This window comes from Escherichia sp. E4930, assembly GCF_005845405.1.
Taxonomy (GTDB): domain Bacteria; phylum Pseudomonadota; class Gammaproteobacteria; order Enterobacterales; family Enterobacteriaceae; genus Escherichia.
Genome location: NZ_VCDZ01000016.1, coordinates 59,692 through 75,134 on the forward strand (window position 1 = coordinate 59,692; position 15,443 = coordinate 75,134).

A 15,443-nucleotide genomic window follows, 5' to 3' on the forward strand; every position below is an offset into this window, starting at 1 on the left:
GTAAACGGTGATTAACGAATGAACTGTTAAAGAAAAGTAAATTCAGCTAAGTTGATTGCTGACAAAAAATGAAAATTCAGAGGCGGGAAAATGTCGCGGAAAGATGGGTTGTTGGCGCTATTAGTCGTCGTTGTATGGGGGCTTAATTTTGTGGTCATCAAAGTGGGGCTCCATAACATGCCACCGCTGATGCTGGCCGGTTTACGCTTTATGCTGGTCGCCTTCCCGGCAATCTTTTTCGTGGCGCGGCCAAAAGTACCGCTGAATTTACTGCTGGGGTATGGTTTAACCATCAGTTTTGCGCAGTTTGCCTTTCTCTTTTGCGCCATTAACTTCGGTATGCCGGCAGGACTAGCCTCGCTGGTCTTACAGGCTCAGGCGTTTTTTACTATCGTGCTTGGTGCTTTTACTTTTGGCGAACGACTGCACGGTAAGCAACTGGCGGGGATTGCGTTAGCGATTTTTGGCGTACTGGTGTTAATCGAAGATAGCTTTAACGGTCAGCATGTGGCGATGCTCGGTTTTATTTTGACCCTGGCGGCGGCATTTAGTTGGGCGAGTGGCAATATCTTCAATAAAAAGATCATGTCTCATTCATCCCGTCCGGCAGTGATGTCTCTGGTCGTCTGGAGCGCATTAATCCCTATAATCCCGTTTTTTGTCGCCTCGCTCATTCTCGATGGCTCCGAAAAAATGATTCACAGTCTGGTCACTATCGACATGACCACCATTCTGGCGTTGATGTATCTGGCATTTGTGGCGACGATAGTTGGTTATGGGATCTGGGGTACGCTGCTTGGACGCTATGAAACATGGCGTGTCGCACCATTATCATTACTGGTGCCGGTAGTCGGTCTGGCAAGTGCAGCGTTACTGCTGGATGAACGCCTAACAGGCCTGCAATTCTTAGGTGCCGTGCTTATTATGACCGGACTGTATATCAATGTGTTTGGTTTGCGGTGGCGTAAAGCGGTGAAGGTGAGAGGCTAACAAGCCCCGATATGCCGGGGCCTGAATAAACTACATGGCGTGTTGGTTATAATAGGGCACGCCCAGCGCATCCGATTTGTCACTGCCTGTACCCATGTGATTTAAATCGAACGGTGGTTGTTCCTGCGATGGGGGAACAATCACCACATCGCCACAGGAAGTAACGACCGGTTGCGAGGTTTGCTCCGCAAAGCTCTGCGCGGAAAAGAGAATAAGCGCGGTTACCATTGCGGATAAAAGTGGTTTCATGATTGCCTCAGTGACGTTGTCACATTTTTATTAACTGTTGTAATGGTTCAATGGATGCAAATACCGCGACTCGCACTGCATATTGGTCATCCGATATTTATGCGGAGGAACATCAAAGTAATTTTTGAAGGTACGAGTCAGCGTTTGCTGTGACTCGAAACCATAACGTTCTGCCAGATAGAGGATGGGCTCGTTGCTTTCTTTCAGCTTTTGCGCGATTTCTGTCATCTTACGGCTGCGGATGTATTGACCTAATGAATGGCCGGTTTCTTTTTTAAACATCCGTTGCAGGTGCCATTTGGAATAACCTGAACGCTCTGACACTTTTTCCAGTGACAGTGGTGATTCCAGGTTGTCCTCGATCCAGTCCAAAATGCTATGAATGGTAATAGCGTCAGTATTGCGTCTGGACATCGTCATACCTCTTTTTTTGTTTACGGCAGGACTTTCTTAAGCAAATGCTCAAGCGTTGCCACTTCGTCCGCCGTCAGGTTTTTTGTTAATTCTTGATGCAGGTCCTGGCCAACTAATTGATGGCATTGTTCACATATTGCCGCGCCGCTGCTGGTGAGTTTCACCAACACGCCGCGCTTGTCATTCGGGTTCGGCAACCGCTCAATCCAGCCTTTGCAGACCAGGCGATCCAACATGCGGGTCAGCGCGCCAAGGTCAACCGAAAGGACTTTTTTCAGCTCAACGGGAGTAATGCATGCTGCGCAGCGGATAGAGCAGAGCACCTTAAACTGTGCCGCGGTGATATCGAGCGGTGACAGATAATCGTTAAGCAGACGGTCTTTCTTTTGATTAACCATATGGATTAAGCGACCTAATGGGATGATTTCATTGAACAGGTCGCTGGTACTTTTCACAATGGTTGCCCTGGCAAGTAATTAGTTGCATGGGATAATATTGCCCAGGCAAGTATAAGTCAAACGAATGAATCCCTCGATGCCACGATTTGCTAAATCGGTTCAAGTATTGCGCAGTGTGCTGCAAGATTAGTTAAAGAGTGAAACTTTCTCCTTGTTTACCCTTTATACTTTTCGCAGATAACTAGCGACACAGGATGGCAACCACCAATGTTAGATTTGTTTAAAGCGATAGGCCTGGGGCTGGTGGTGTTATTGCCGTTAGCTAACCCGTTAACTACCGTAGCGTTGTTTCTCGGGCTTGCGGGTAACATGAACACCGCCGAACGTAATCGTCAGTCATTAATGGCCTCGGTATATGTTTTTGCCATCTTGATGGTGGCGTACTATGCCGGACAACTGGTGATGGACACATTCGGGATTTCGATTCCCGGTCTGCGTATTGCTGGCGGCTTAATTGTCGCTTTTATTGGTTTCCGTATGCTCTTCCCCCAACAAAAAGCGATTGATTCACCGGAGGCGAAAAGCAAATCCGAAGAGCTGGAAGATGAACCCAGTGCCAACATCGCCTTTGTTCCACTGGCAATGCCAAGTACTGCCGGACCGGGGACCATTGCGATGATCATCAGTTCGGCGTCCACAGTACGTCAGAGTTCAACCTTCGCAGACTGGGTACTGATGGTTGCGCCGCCGCTGATCTTTTTTCTGGTTGCGGTCATTTTGTGGGGAAGCCTACGTAGCTCTGGCGCAATTATGCGGCTGGTGGGCAAGGGGGGAATTGAAGCGATCTCCCGCCTGATGGGCTTCTTACTGGTGTGTATGGGAGTGCAGTTTATTATTAACGGCATCCTGGAAATCATTAAAACGTACCATTAAAAAAGGCCCGAATGGGCCTTTCAACTATTGTGTCTGTTCTTCGAGTTTCACTGGCCAGCGGCGGAATATGACGATTGACCATATTAACGCAGCGAGAGCAGGCACCGCGCCAACATAGCCAATCATCGACATCGACCAGTGAAGACTCACCTGATTACCCACCAGCGCCCCGGCGCCGATACCAATATTGAATATCCCCGAAAATAGCGCCATCGCAACGTCGGTAGCATCCGGTGCCAGCGCCAGCACTTTTACCTGCATCCCAAGGCCGATGATCATCATCGCAATCCCCCAGAAAACGCTCAGTACGCCGAGGTGCATCTCACTGTTCGCCGCAGGTAACAGTAGCGCCAGGCACACCAGCAATAACGCAATTGCCGCACTCACCAGCGTGGACGCATACTGATTGCCGAGTTTGCCGAAAATCACACTACCAATAATGCCTGCGCCTCCGAGCATTAACAGCAATGCGGTGGCAAAATTGGCGCTGAACCCAGCTACGTTTTGCACAAAAGGCTCGATATAGCTGTATGCCGTGTAATGCGCGGTAACCACCACTACCGTCAACAAATAAATGCTCATCAATGCCGGGCGGCGGAACAGTTGCGGAAGACTTTTCAACGACCCGGAATGCTCGCTGGGGAGTAATGGAAGTAACTTAATCAGGCATAGCAGAGTGATAAGCGCTCCAATACCAATGGCAAAAAACGTCGTTCGCCAGCCGAAATATTGCCCCACAATTCGACCAATGGGTAAACCTAATACCATTGCCAGTGCTGTACCGGTAGCGATTAAACTCAACGCCTGCGCTCGTTTACCTGCTGGCGCCATGCGAATCGCCAGAGACGCCGTTATCGACCAGAAAATAGCATGTGCGAAAGCAACGCCGATTCGACTGATCACCAGAACGGTAAAGCTCCACGATAAAAATGACAGCACATGGCTGGCAATAAACACCACAAACAGGCAGATCAGCAATTTGCGGCGTTCAACCTGACTGGTCATTAGCATAAAAGGCAATGACATTAGCGCTACTACCCATGCATAAATGGTCAACATGATGCCGACCTGAGCAGTTTGCATGTGAAAACTTTGCGCAATGTCAGAAAGCAGGCCAACAGGGACAAATTCGGTAGTATTGAAGATGAAGGCGGCTACTGCCAGCGTAACTACCCGTAGCCACGCCACTTTGCGGGAAACAGTGTTTGTTGTCATAACAGATTATCGGGTGAGTTGCGAAAAGGTGATGAAATGATCTTAAAACGGTTAATGATGTGAATACAATGACTTTGTGATCCACATCTCATTTTGCCGCTTCATGCTGTTCCAGCGATGTGTCAAGCAGTTCAATAAACGCCTCAAGCTGACGCGTCTTCGCGCCACGACGCCAGACCAGCCATGTCGTTAACCAACGCCATTGCTCACCTAATGGCCAGGCTTCAACCTGATGATGCCCCGGCATACTTTCCAGCATAGAACGAGGAATAAGCGCAATTCCCGCTCCGGCGATTACACAGGCCAGCATACCGTGATATGACTCCATCTCATGAATTGTCCCCGGCGCTGCGCCGTCGGCATGAAACCAGCTCTCAAAGTGGCGGCGATACGAGCAGTTAGCGCGGAAGGCATAGATATTACAACCATTAACCTGACTGGCGCGGGTAACGGGAGTATGTCCTTGCGGCGTAACGATCATCAACTCCTCGCGGTACACCGGCATCCCGTCAATGGCGGTATGGTTAATCGGACCATCAATAAATGCCGCATTCAGTTTTCCCTCAAGTACACCGTCCAGCATAGTTCCGGAAGGGCCAGTGGAAAGGGAAAACTGAATTTTAGGATAACGACGGTTAAATTCTGCCAGCGTAGCTGGGATGCGTACCGCTGCGGTGCTTTCCAGCGAACCGAGAGAAAACAAGCCTTGTGGTTCATCGCCAGCAACAACATTTCGCGCTTCGTCGACCAACGCGAGAATTTGTTGGCTATAGCGCAAAAAATTATGCCCGGCAGGCGAGAGACGTAAACGCTGATTCTCACGAATAAACAGTTCAACGCCGAGTTCTGTTTCCAGCTGGCGGATACGGGTAGTCAGGTTAGATGGCACACGATGCACTTTTGCTGCCGCCTGGGTAATGCTGCCAGCCTCGGCAACGGCGTTAAACATCTCCAGTTGGGTCAGATCCATAACATTCTCGATTCGTGAATAAGTGACTTAATATTATTCATTTTCACGAAAGAGTAAATCTGCGTATCTTCACACCATAACTCACGAAGGAGATACCCGGATGACCATCACTCCGCTTACCCATGCTATTTCAATAAATCCAGCCAATGGCGAACAACTTTCTGCACTGCCGTGGGCTGGCGCTGACGATATTGAACACGCACTTCGGCTCGCGGCGGCAGGCTTTCGCGACTGGCGCGTAACAAACGTAGATTATCGCGCAGAAAAACTGCGTGATCTCGGTAAGGCTTTGCGCGCCCGTAGCGAAGAGATGGCGCAAATGATCACTCGAGAAATGGGGAAACCGATCAAACAGGCGCGTGCCGAAGTGGCGAAATCGGCAAACTTGTGCGACTGGTATGCAGAGCATGGCCCGGCGATGCTGAAGAGCGAACCTACGCAGGTAGAAAATCAGCAAGCGGTTATTGAATATCGTCCTATGGGGACGATCCTGGCGATTATGCCGTGGAACTTTCCGTTATGGCAGGTGATGCGAGGGGCTGTTCCCATTATCCTGGCAGGTAACGGTTATTTGCTTAAGCATGCGCCAAATGTGATGGGCTGTGCACAGTTAATTGCTCAGGTCTTTAACGATGCAGGTATCCCACAAGGCGTATATGGCTGGTTGAATGCCGACAATGACGGTGTAAGCCAGATGATTAAAGACCCGCGCATTGCTGCGGTTACAGTCACCGGAAGTGTCCGTGCGGGAGCAGCCATTGGCGCGCAGGCTGGGGCGGCGCTGAAAAAATGTGTGCTTGAACTGGGCGGTTCCGACCCGTTTATTGTGCTTAACGATGCCGATCTGGACCTGGCCGTGAAAGCCGCGGTTGCTGGACGTTATCAGAATACCGGGCAGGTTTGTGCAGCAGCAAAACGCTTTATCCTCGAAGAGGGGATTGCCTCTGCATTTACCGAACGTTTTGTGGCGGCGGTATCGGCGTTGAAAATGGGCGATCCGAGTCATGAGGAAAACGACCTCGGACCGATGGCGCGTTTCGATTTGCGTGATGAGCTGCATCATCAGGTTGAAAAATCACTGGCACAGGGCGCCCGTCTGTTACTCGGAGGGGAAAAGGTAGCAGGCGCAGGAAACTACTATCCGGCAACGGTTCTGGCAGACGTCACGCCAGAAATGACCGCGTTTCGTGAAGAATTGTTTGGACCCGTCGCGGCAATCACCATTGCGAAAGATGCTGAACATGCGCTTAAACTGGCTAATGACAGCGAGTTTGGACTTTCTGCAACCATTATTACCTCTGATGAAGCACTGGCGAAACAAATGGCAGCACGTCTGGAATGTGGAGGGGTGTTTATCAATGGCTTCAGCGCCAGTGATGCACGGGTAGCGTTTGGCGGTGTGAAGAAGAGCGGCTTTGGTCGTGAACTTTCCCATTTTGGGTTACATGAGTTCTGTAATATCCAGACGGTATGGAAAGACCGGATCTGACGTCACATATTTAGCTCTGTTATACTCGCAGGTCTTTTCAGACCTGCGAGCAAGGAGCAGAGAGTGGCAGTCGCCATGGATAATGCAATTTTAGAAAACATTTTGCGGCAAGTACGTCCGCTAATTGGTCAGGGGAAAGTCGCGGATTATATTCCGGCACTGGCAACGGTAGAGGGTTCCCGACTGGGCATTGCTATCTGTACCGTTGACGGGCAGCTTTTTCAGGCCGGAGACGCGCAAGAGCGTTTTTCAATTCAGTCTATTTCCAAAGTGCTCAGCCTCGTTGTTGCAATGCGTCATTACTCCGAAGAAGAGATTTGGCAACGTGTGGGCAAGGATCCGTCGGGATCGCCATTCAATTCTCTGGTGCAACTGGAAATGGAACAGGGTATTCCACGAAATCCTTTTATTAATGCCGGTGCGCTGGTGGTCTGCGACATGTTGCAAGGGCGATTAAGCGCCCCACGGCAACGTATGCTGGAAGTGGTGCGTGGACTAAGCGGCGTGTCTGATATTGCCTACGATACGGTGGTAGCGCGTTCAGAGTTCGAGCATTCTGCGAGAAATGCGGCGATAGCCTGGCTGATGAAGTCGTTTGGCAATTTCCATCATGATGTGACAACAGTGCTACAAAACTACTTTCACTACTGTGCACTAAAAATGAGCTGCGTTGAGCTGGCACGAACGTTTGTCTTTCTGGCAAATCAGGGGAAGGCTATTCATATCGATGAGCCCGTGGTGACGCCAATGCAGGCGCGACAAATTAACGCGCTGATGGCAACCAGTGGTATGTACCAGAACGCGGGCGAGTTTGCCTGGCGGGTGGGACTTCCGGCGAAATCTGGCGTTGGTGGCGGTATTGTGGCGATCGTCCCACATGAAATGGCCATTGCGGTCTGGAGTCCGGAACTGGATGACGCAGGTAACTCTCTTGCCGGTATTGCAGTACTTGAACAATTGACGAAACAATTAGGACGCTCGGTTTACTAATGCAGTCTCTTGAACCACTCTTCGCGCGTTTATCCCGTTCAAAATTTCGCTCCCGCTTTCGTTTAGGCGTGAAGGAGCGTCAGTATTGTCTGGAGAAGGGCGCGCCGGTTATCGAACAACATGCGGCGGATTTTGTCGCTAAACGTCTTGCCCCGGCCTTACCGGCGAACGATGGCAAGCAAACTCCCATGCGCGGGCATCCGGTGTTTATTGCCCAGCATGCTACAGCAACATGTTGTCGCGGCTGTCTGGCTAAGTGGCACAACATTCCGCAGGGTGTTTCGTTAAGTGAGGAACAACAACGTTATATTGTGACGGTTATCTACCACTGGCTGGTTATTCAGATGAATCAGCCATAAGAATGTCAGATTTCGACAAAGCCGTATCGGATTAATATCTTTATTTGTCACCGCTGCCAGTGAACATGCTATCCTCTATGAGAATTTACTTATTGCGTTAAAATAATTGCAGCCTGCAATTGTATGGACAGATAATTAATGCGTGTACACCCCATCTCAACTTTCCATTTGTTCCTGGAAGGCCATTTGCTACGTAATAGCATCGCGATTTTTGCGCTAACCACGCTGTTCTATTTTGTTGGTGCAGAGTTACGTCTGGTTCATGAACTTTCTCTCTTCTGGCCGCTGAATGGTGTGATGGCAGGGGTTTTTGCCCGGTATGTCTGGCTCAATCGACTGCATTACTATGCAATCAGTTACGTGGCGATGCTGGCTTATGATGCGATGACTACCGAATGGGGTTTAGTTTCACTGGTCATCAACTTGTCCAATATGATGTTTATTGTGACCGTGGCTCGGTTAGTGGTGAGGGATAAGCGCCTGGGGAAAAATAAGTATGAGCCAGTAAGTGCCTTACGCTTGTTTAATTATTGCCTTATAGCCGCATTATTATGCGCAATTGTCGGGGCGGTTGGTTCAGTAAGTATTGATAGTCTGGATTTCTGGCCCTTACTTGCTGACTGGTTTAGCGAACAGTTTTCGACGGGCGTGTTAATTGTTCCGTGTATGTTGACGCTGGCGATCCCCAGGGCGTTGCCACGCTTTAAAGCAGAACAGATGATGCCGTTTATTGCGCTCATTGTATCGGTCATTGCCTCGGTAGTGATTGGCGGTGCGGGGAGTCTGGCGTTCCCATTGCCTGCATTGATCTGGTGTGCGGTACGCTATACCCCGCAGGTAACGTGTTTGCTGACTTTTTTGACGGGCGCGGTGGAAATCGTGCTGGTGGCAAATTCGGTGATAGATATCGCCGTCGGTTCGCCGTTCTCTATCCCACAAATGTTCTCCGCTCGTCTGGGGATTGCTACCATGGCAATTTGCCCAATCATGGTTTCCTTTAGCGTGGCGGCAATTAACTCGCTGGTTAAGCAAGTTTCTCTGCGTGCCGATTTTGATTTTCTCACCCAGGTTTACTCGCGCTCAGGTCTTTTTGAGGCATTAAAAAATCCGTCACTACAACAGACACAACATCTGACGGTGATGCTGCTTGATATCGACTATTTCAAAAGCATAAACGACAACTATGGCCATGAATGTGGCGATAAAGTTTTAAGCGTGTTTGCCCGGCATATACAGAAGATAGTTGGTGATAAAGGGCTGGTGGCGCGGATGGGCGGCGAAGAATTTGCGGTTGCAGTGCCTTCAGTGAATCCTGTGGATGGTCTGCTGATGGCGGAAAAAATCCGTAAAGGCGTAGAAATGCAACCGTTTATCTGGCAACAAAAAACGCTTTACTTGACGGTTAGCATTGGTGTCGGAAGTGGAAGTGCAACATTTCGTACGTTAATAGATGATTTCAACAAACTAATGGTAGAAGCCGATACTTGTCTTTATCGCTCGAAAAAAGACGGGCGAAATCGTACCAGCACTATGCATTATGGCGAGGAAGTTGTCTGACAAATTTGCGAGTTTTTGTGGGGAACATCTAATTTGTTCTACCAATTTTTGTCATTTCCCATTTTTACCGGGAATCATGATTACAAGCTTTCACTTTCCGGAACCTTGACCAACAGCACATTTTTCGCCAAAAAACGTGAATTGTTCGCCGCGAGTTGATCAAAACAGGGGTTCAGCGTATTAAAGTTTGCTAACCTGTCGTACCAATTCAAACAGGTTGTATGACTAATCAAAAGGGAACCCATTGTGAAAACACTAAATCGTCGCGATTTTCCCGGTGCACAGTATCCAGAACGTATCATTCAGTTTGGTGAAGGTAACTTCCTGCGTGCCTTTGTCGACTGGCAAATTGATCTCCTGAATGAGCACACCGATCTGAATTCTGGTGTGGTCGTAGTTCGTCCGATTGAAACTTCATTCCCGCCGTCACTGAGCACTCAGGATGGTCTGTACACCACCATCATTCGTGGTTTGAATGAGAAGGGCGAAGCGGTTAGCGATGCGCGTCTGATTCGTTCTGTTAATCGTGAAATCAGCGTCTACAGTGAATACGATGAATTCCTGAAACTGGCGCACAACCCGGAAATGCGCTTTGTTTTCTCTAACACCACCGAAGCAGGTATCAGCTACCATGCAGGCGACAAATTTGATGACGCGCCAGCGGTAAGCTATCCGGCAAAACTGACTCGCCTGTTGTTCGAACGTTTTAGCCATTTCAACGGTGCACTGGATAAAGGTTGGGTCATCATCCCGTGTGAACTGATCGACTATAACGGCGATGCGCTGCGTGAACTGGTTCTGCGCTACGCGCAGGAGTGGGCGCTACCAGAAGCATTTATTCAATGGCTGGATCAGGCTAACAGCTTCTGTTCAACGCTGGTGGACCGTATCGTTACCGGTTATCCGCGTGATGAAGTGGCGAAACTGGAAGAAGAGCTGGGGTATCACGATGGTTTCCTCGATACCGCTGAACACTTTTACCTGTTTGTGATTCAGGGGCCGAAATCTTTAGCTTCAGAACTACGTCTGGACAAATATCCGCTCAACGTATTGATTGTAGATGATATTAAGCCATACAAAGAGCGTAAGGTTGCAATCCTGAACGGTGCGCACACCGCGCTGGTGCCAGTTGCGTTCCAGGCAGGGCTGGATACTGTAGGCGAAGCGATGAACGATGCTGAAATTTGCGCATTCGTTGAAAAAGCCATCTACGAAGAAATTATTCCAGTACTGGACTTGCCACGTGATGAACTGGAATCTTTCGCCAGTGCGGTAACCGGGCGTTTCCGTAACCCGTATATTAAGCATCAGCTGCTTTCCATCGCGCTCAACGGTATGACTAAGTTCCGTACCCGAATTCTGCCGCAGTTGCTGGCAGGACAGAAGGCGAACGGTAAACTTCCGGCCCGACTGACCTTCGCGTTAGCGGCATTGATTGCATTCTATCGTGGAGAACGTAACGGGGAAGCGTATCCGGTACAGGATGATGCCCACTGGCTGGAACGTTATCAGCAACTCTGGAGCCAGCATCGTGACCGTATCATCGACACCCAGGAGCTGGTCGCTATTGTGCTGGCAGAAAAAGACCACTGGGAACAGGACCTGACGCAAGTGCCTGGTCTGGTCGAACTGGTTGCTAATGACCTGGATTCCATTCTGGAAAAAGGGATGCGCGAAGCTGTACGTCCGTTGTGCTAAATAGCTTCGTTATCTGAACCCGGTTTCGACCGGGTTTCTTATTTTACTATATTAGTTACAACATCCTATATGCTAATTATCATAACCAGGTGCCATATGTAGCACCTGTAAATGTTGTAGTCTTGTAGGTAATTTGTAATTACTGTCTTGAGAATGTGATCGTAATCACGTTTAATAGGGCGACTTTTCCACGCCTGAAGATAACCATGATTGTTCGTCCACAACAACACTGGCTGCGCCGTATTTTTGTCTGGCACGGTTCAGTATTATCCAAGATATCCTCGCGCTTACTACTCAATTTTCTCTTTTCTATCGCTGTTATTTTCATGCTGCCCTGGTACACACATCTGGGCATCAAATTCACCCTCGCACCGTTCAGCATTCTTGGTGTCGCCATCGCCATCTTTCTGGGGTTTCGTAATAACGCTGGTTACGCCCGTTACGTTGAAGCGCGCAAACTTTGGGGGCAGTTGATGATTGCTTCGCGGTCATTATTGCGTGAGGTAAAAACGACATTGCCGGATTCGGCAAGGGTAAGGGAGTTTGCCCGTCTGCAAATCGCCTTCGCCCACTGTTTACGCATGACGTTACGCAAACAACCACAGGCGGAAGTGCTGGCACATTATCTCAATACTGAAGATCTTCAGCGGGTACTGGCTTCGAACTCTCCAGCTAACCGTATCTTGTTGATAATGGGGGAGTGGTTGGCGGTTCAGCGCCGCAATGGACAACTTTCAGATATCCTGTTTATTAGCCTCAACGATCGGCTTAACGATATTTCAGCGGTTCTGGCTGGCTGCGAGCGCATTGCCTATACGCCAATTCCCTTTGCCTACACCCTGATTTTGCATCGTACCGTTTATCTGTTTTGTATCATGCTGCCGTTCGCGCTGGTCGTGGACCTGCATTACATGACGCCTTTTATCTCTGTGCTGATTTCCTACACTTTTATTTCGCTGGATTGTCTGGCGGAAGAATTGGAAGATCCGTTCGGTACTGAAAACAATGAGTTACCGCTGGATGCCATCTGCAACGCTATTGAAATTGACCTGTTACAGATGAACGATGAAGCAGAAATTCCAGCGAAAATTCTTCCCGATCGCCATTACCAGCTGACGTGATAATTACTCCGTACGTCGGGCAACAATAAACAGTCGCGGGAATGCCAGCAGTATCTGCCCGTTCTCTTGCAGTGGATACTGCTCTTCCAGCATCTGATGGTAGCGAGTAAGAAAATGCTGCTGTTCGCTCTCAGTCAGATCCTGTAACCACGGGCGTAATCCGGTTGCGGTCACCCAATCGATAATCGCCTGGTGCGACGGCATCTGGTGATAGTAAGTGGTTCGCCAGATATCAATCTCGCATCCGGCTTCGCTCAAAATATCGTAGTAAGCATGAACGCCAGCCAGCGGCTCACGCCCGCGATCTGGATAATTTTGTTCCCAGGCGACTTCGCGCATCAGCACATGGGTCGGCTCCAGCCAGTTATCTGGCATCTGTACTGCCAACACACCATGAAGATTAAGTAACGAAACCAAATGAGGGAACAATTCGTAGTGGTCGGGCAGCCATTGCAGCGAGGCATTAGCAAAAATCAGATCGAGTGCCTGTTCCGGTTGCCAGTTGCGGATATCTGCTTCCACAAACTGGTAGTCCGGCAAAGCACTGCGCGCTTCGGCAATCATCGCCGGAGACGAGTCGATGCCAGTTATCTTCGCCGCAGGCCAACGTTGATGCAGCAGGGCGGTACTGTTACCTGGGCCACAGCCAAGATCGGCAACGTATTCGACATTTTCCAACGGCACTCTGGCAAGCAGCTCCACCGCCGGACGCGATCGTTCAGCGGCAAAGTGCAGATATAAAGAGGGGTTCCAGTCAGACATTTTTTTACTCCCGTCAGCGCGTTACCCCAATTGTAGATAAAACTGATGAATTCGCCTCACGGCATCAACCCATTGAACACGCGTTTTTTACGCGGCCCGGTCATTAGCGCTTCCAGTTTCGCGACACAGGTTTTGTAGTGGGGCGTGGTTTTATGGAACGCCACTGCGTCTTCATCTTTATAGGCTTCGTAAATATAAAAGCGCGAATTCACTTCCGGGTCCTGTAAGACATCGAAGCGCAAATTACCTTCTTCCTGTACCGAGCCCAGGTGGTTCTGGCGAAAGACCTCGATAAACTCGTCAACCTTGTCTTCATGAACGTTAATTTCAACCAGTGTGACGTGCATGATTCTTCTCCTTAAATCCGCAGTTACTGTTTTTCACTCAGATAGAGTTCATATGCCCGATCAGCCGTTTCGTTATGGTGAACCACCGCCTGTACGGCTTTCATCATCGCCACCGGATGGTCTGACTGGAAAATATTTCGCCCCATATCCACACCAGAAGCGCCCTGATCGATAGCCTGCCAGCACATTTCCAGCGCCTCGCGCTCCGGTAATTTTTTACCGCCAGCAATAACAATGGGTACCGGACATCCGGCAACAATCCGTTCAAAACCTTTATCGACATAATAAGTTTTGATAATCTGCGCCCCCATTTCCGCGGCGATTCGGGTCGCGAGCGAGAAATAACGCTGATCGCGCACCATATCTTTGCCCACGCCAGTGACTGCCACGGTCGGCATTCCCACTTTCATTCCGGCATCGACCAGCTGAATAATATTTTTGATCGACTGGTGTTCATATTCGCTGCCGATATAAACCTGCGCCGCCACCGCGCAACTGTTCAGGCGCACGGCGTCATCCATCGATAACGCCACGGCTTCATTGCTTAATTCCGCCAGAATAGAGTTCGCACCTGACGCCCGCAGTACCACCGGCTTATTGGTCGCCGGGGGGACTACGCTGCGCAAAATACCGCGCGTACACATTAATACATCGGCATGTTCAAACAGCGGGGCGATATTTATATCGATGCGTTCAAGTCCGGTAGTCGGCCCCTGAAAATAACCATGATCAAAGGCCAGCATCACGGTTTTACCCGTTTTCGGATTAAATATCCGCGATAAACGTGACTGCATTCCCCAGTCCAGCGCACCGCAACCTTTCAGGGTAAAAGGGATATTCTGTTGCGGTTGATCGGTGCAAAAATCTTTACCATCTTTAATGTCGTCTAAATCAGCCATAACTTACTCCGGTTAAGTAATGCACATCAGAAATCGTATTTGCCGATATTTTCTTTATTGAAAACCACGCGCTCCGGTAACAGTACAATGCCATTACCATCCGCTTCGTAGTCATAGCCCTGAACGCTGTTTGGCGAGACTTCAACCTGACCTACGCCTTGAATATCCAGCTTGTCGCCCGTTTTCATTGATCCTTTTTTCAATAATGCATCCGCGACATAAACTGAAATTTTGCCTTGCTGAACCACATCCCACAGACCAAATTCTTTCACCGTGCCGCGCTCTACATACGGGCGCATCACATTTGGTGTACTGAATCCCACAATCGCAACTTTGTCATTTTTCAGGTTTTCAGCGGCTTGCGCGGCGGCGGGCAGGGCGTTGGCATCCGGAGCGATAATGGCGTCGAGATCGCTATACGCTTTTAATATTCCTTCTGCGGTTTGTAACGATTTAGTGGCATCGTTATAGCCAAACTGCGTAGTGACAATTTCCCAGCCTGGGTGCTCTTTGGCGATTTTCGCTTTCGCTTCTTTCACCCACTGGTTTTGGTCCGTAACGGTGGGGCTGGAGTAGAAAAACGCGACTTTGGCTTTGTCTTTATTTACCTGGCGCGCCGCCATATCCACCAACATACCTCCCAACTGGGCGGGCGTTCCCTGGTTAATGTAGTAAGAACGGCACTCCGGTTTGGTGTCAGAATCCCAGGTAAGTACTTTCACCCCACGTTGCATGGCGCGTTTCAGTGCCGGGCATAAACCATCTGGCGAAACCGCAGAAACGATAATGGCGTTATATCCCTGATTGACGAAGTTATTAATCAACTGTACCTGACCAGAAACACTGGGTTCTGTTGGCCCATCGTAGGTCACATCAACGCCCAACTCTTTACCCGCTTGTTGTGCGCCGTTGCCACCGCTGGTAAAAAATCCCACGCCAACCAGTTTGGGAATAAATGCAATACGCTCTGCGGCCTGCACATTCATAGAGATTGCGGCAATGCCAAGGGCGCTAAGTAAGGCGATTTTCTTAAAGCGATGAAGTGTCATGAA

General features: G+C 49.5%; 17 protein-coding genes. 8 read left to right on the plus strand and 9 right to left on the minus strand.

Annotation, left to right across the window (positions count from 1 at the left end):
- Positions 1-90: 90 nt before the first annotated feature.
- The gene (eamA, locus tag FFT88_RS17730; RefSeq protein ID WP_135405888.1) at positions 91-990 is read left to right on the plus strand and encodes an O-acetylserine/cysteine exporter; all 900 of its coding nucleotides are present in this window, start codon (positions 91-93) and stop codon (positions 988-990) included.
- Between the two features lie 30 nt (positions 991-1,020).
- Here eamA and marB read toward each other — a convergent pair whose 3' ends face one another.
- From marB to marR, 3 genes are read right to left on the minus strand one after another with little or no spacing between them, the layout of a single operon-like run.
- On the minus strand, positions 1,021-1,239 hold the full coding sequence (gene marB, locus FFT88_RS17735) for a multiple antibiotic resistance protein MarB (protein ID WP_130209257.1): 219 nt from the start codon (positions 1,237-1,239) through the stop codon (positions 1,021-1,023).
- A 30-nt stretch (positions 1,240-1,269) separates the two neighbouring features.
- Complete coding sequence (gene marA, locus FFT88_RS17740; protein WP_130209255.1) at positions 1,270-1,653, minus strand: MDR efflux pump AcrAB transcriptional activator MarA; 384 nt, start codon at positions 1,651-1,653, stop codon at positions 1,270-1,272.
- 20 nt (positions 1,654-1,673) lie between these two features.
- Entirely contained in the window at positions 1,674-2,108 is a 435-nt protein-coding gene (gene marR, locus FFT88_RS17745; RefSeq protein ID WP_130209253.1) for a multiple antibiotic resistance transcriptional regulator MarR, read from the minus strand.
- Positions 2,109-2,318: 210 nt separating this feature from the next.
- Here marR and marC point away from each other — a divergent pair, with 210 nt between their 5' ends.
- Complete coding sequence (marC, locus tag FFT88_RS17750) at positions 2,319-2,984, plus strand: NAAT family transporter MarC (protein WP_130209251.1); 666 nt, start codon at positions 2,319-2,321, stop codon at positions 2,982-2,984.
- 24 nt (positions 2,985-3,008) lie between these two features.
- Here marC and ydeA read toward each other — a convergent pair whose 3' ends face one another.
- Entirely contained in the window at positions 3,009-4,199 is a 1,191-nt protein-coding gene (gene ydeA, locus FFT88_RS17755) for an L-arabinose MFS transporter (RefSeq protein ID WP_130260618.1), read from the minus strand.
- Positions 4,200-4,287: 88 nt separating this feature from the next.
- Entirely contained in the window at positions 4,288-5,169 is an 882-nt protein-coding gene (locus FFT88_RS17760) for a LysR family transcriptional regulator (protein WP_130219101.1), read from the minus strand.
- A gap of 100 nt (positions 5,170-5,269) precedes the next feature.
- Between FFT88_RS17760 and sad the strand changes: the two genes are divergently transcribed.
- From sad to FFT88_RS17790, 6 genes are all read left to right on the plus strand, one after another.
- Positions 5,270-6,658, plus strand: coding sequence for a succinate-semialdehyde dehydrogenase (sad, locus tag FFT88_RS17765; protein ID WP_135405889.1), 1,389 nt, complete (start codon positions 5,270-5,272; stop codon positions 6,656-6,658).
- Positions 6,659-6,721: 63 nt separating this feature from the next.
- A complete protein-coding gene (gene glsB / locus FFT88_RS17770) occupies positions 6,722-7,648 on the plus strand; it encodes a glutaminase B (protein ID WP_064529958.1) in 927 nt (308 codons plus the stop codon).
- Entirely contained in the window at positions 7,648-8,007 is a 360-nt protein-coding gene (locus tag FFT88_RS17775) for a DUF4186 domain-containing protein (protein ID WP_135405890.1), read from the plus strand. Before glsB ends, FFT88_RS17775 begins: the two co-directional genes overlap by 1 nt.
- 138 nt (positions 8,008-8,145) lie before the next feature.
- Positions 8,146-9,564 (plus strand): diguanylate cyclase, encoded by a 1,419-nt coding sequence (locus FFT88_RS17780; protein WP_135405891.1) that lies wholly within the window; start codon positions 8,146-8,148, stop codon positions 9,562-9,564.
- Positions 9,565-9,810: 246 nt separating this feature from the next.
- Positions 9,811-11,262 carry a tagaturonate reductase gene (gene uxaB, locus FFT88_RS17785; RefSeq protein WP_135405892.1) on the plus strand — a complete coding sequence of 484 codons (1,452 nt, stop codon included), beginning with the start codon at positions 9,811-9,813 and terminating at the stop codon, positions 11,260-11,262.
- A gap of 206 nt (positions 11,263-11,468) precedes the next feature.
- Entirely contained in the window at positions 11,469-12,383 is a 915-nt protein-coding gene (locus FFT88_RS17790) for a bestrophin family protein (RefSeq protein WP_135405893.1), read from the plus strand.
- 3 nt (positions 12,384-12,386) lie between these two features.
- On the opposite strand, the gene tam is transcribed toward FFT88_RS17790, so the two are convergent.
- The 4 genes from tam to lsrB are packed head-to-tail and all read right to left on the minus strand — an operon-like array spanning position 12,387 to position 15,440.
- On the minus strand, positions 12,387-13,145 hold the full coding sequence (tam, locus tag FFT88_RS17795) for a trans-aconitate 2-methyltransferase (RefSeq protein WP_135405894.1): 759 nt from the start codon (positions 13,143-13,145) through the stop codon (positions 12,387-12,389).
- Between the two features lie 56 nt (positions 13,146-13,201).
- Positions 13,202-13,492 carry a (4S)-4-hydroxy-5-phosphonooxypentane-2,3-dione isomerase gene (gene lsrG, locus FFT88_RS17800; RefSeq protein WP_130209237.1) on the minus strand — a complete coding sequence of 97 codons (291 nt, stop codon included), beginning with the start codon at positions 13,490-13,492 and terminating at the stop codon, positions 13,202-13,204.
- 23 nt (positions 13,493-13,515) lie between these two features.
- Positions 13,516-14,391 carry a 3-hydroxy-5-phosphonooxypentane-2,4-dione thiolase gene (lsrF, locus tag FFT88_RS17805; RefSeq protein ID WP_135405895.1) on the minus strand — a complete coding sequence of 292 codons (876 nt, stop codon included), beginning with the start codon at positions 14,389-14,391 and terminating at the stop codon, positions 13,516-13,518.
- 26 nt (positions 14,392-14,417) lie between these two features.
- On the minus strand, positions 14,418-15,440 hold the full coding sequence (gene lsrB, locus FFT88_RS17810) for an autoinducer 2 ABC transporter substrate-binding protein LsrB (protein ID WP_135405896.1): 1,023 nt from the start codon (positions 15,438-15,440) through the stop codon (positions 14,418-14,420).
- Positions 15,441-15,443: the final 3 nt, after the last annotated feature.

What these genes read in the sequence shown, in the direction of transcription:
- eamA (WP_135405888.1), top strand. Translation starts at nt 91, where the DNA reads ATGTCGCGGAAAGATGGGTTGTTGGCGCTATTAGTCGTCGTTGTATGG.
- marB (WP_130209257.1), bottom strand. Translation starts at nt 1,239, where the DNA reads ATGAAACCACTTTTATCCGCAATGGTAACCGCGCTTATTCTCTTTTCC.
- marA (WP_130209255.1), bottom strand. Translation starts at nt 1,653, where the DNA reads ATGTCCAGACGCAATACTGACGCTATTACCATTCATAGCATTTTGGAC.
- marC (WP_130209251.1), top strand. Translation starts at nt 2,319, where the DNA reads ATGTTAGATTTGTTTAAAGCGATAGGCCTGGGGCTGGTGGTGTTATTG.
- ydeA (WP_130260618.1), bottom strand. Translation starts at nt 4,199, where the DNA reads ATGACAACAAACACTGTTTCCCGCAAAGTGGCGTGGCTACGGGTAGTT.
- FFT88_RS17760 (WP_130219101.1), bottom strand. Translation starts at nt 5,169, where the DNA reads ATGGATCTGACCCAACTGGAGATGTTTAACGCCGTTGCCGAGGCTGGC.
- sad (WP_135405889.1), top strand. Translation starts at nt 5,270, where the DNA reads ATGACCATCACTCCGCTTACCCATGCTATTTCAATAAATCCAGCCAAT.
- FFT88_RS17775 (WP_135405890.1), top strand. Translation starts at nt 7,648, where the DNA reads ATGCAGTCTCTTGAACCACTCTTCGCGCGTTTATCCCGTTCAAAATTT.
- FFT88_RS17780 (WP_135405891.1), top strand. Translation starts at nt 8,146, where the DNA reads ATGCGTGTACACCCCATCTCAACTTTCCATTTGTTCCTGGAAGGCCAT.
- FFT88_RS17790 (WP_135405893.1), top strand. Translation starts at nt 11,469, where the DNA reads ATGATTGTTCGTCCACAACAACACTGGCTGCGCCGTATTTTTGTCTGG.
- tam (WP_135405894.1), bottom strand. Translation starts at nt 13,145, where the DNA reads ATGTCTGACTGGAACCCCTCTTTATATCTGCACTTTGCCGCTGAACGA.
- lsrG (WP_130209237.1), bottom strand. Translation starts at nt 13,492, where the DNA reads ATGCACGTCACACTGGTTGAAATTAACGTTCATGAAGACAAGGTTGAC.
- lsrF (WP_135405895.1), bottom strand. Translation starts at nt 14,391, where the DNA reads ATGGCTGATTTAGACGACATTAAAGATGGTAAAGATTTTTGCACCGAT.
- lsrB (WP_135405896.1), bottom strand. Translation starts at nt 15,440, where the DNA reads ATGACACTTCATCGCTTTAAGAAAATCGCCTTACTTAGCGCCCTTGGC.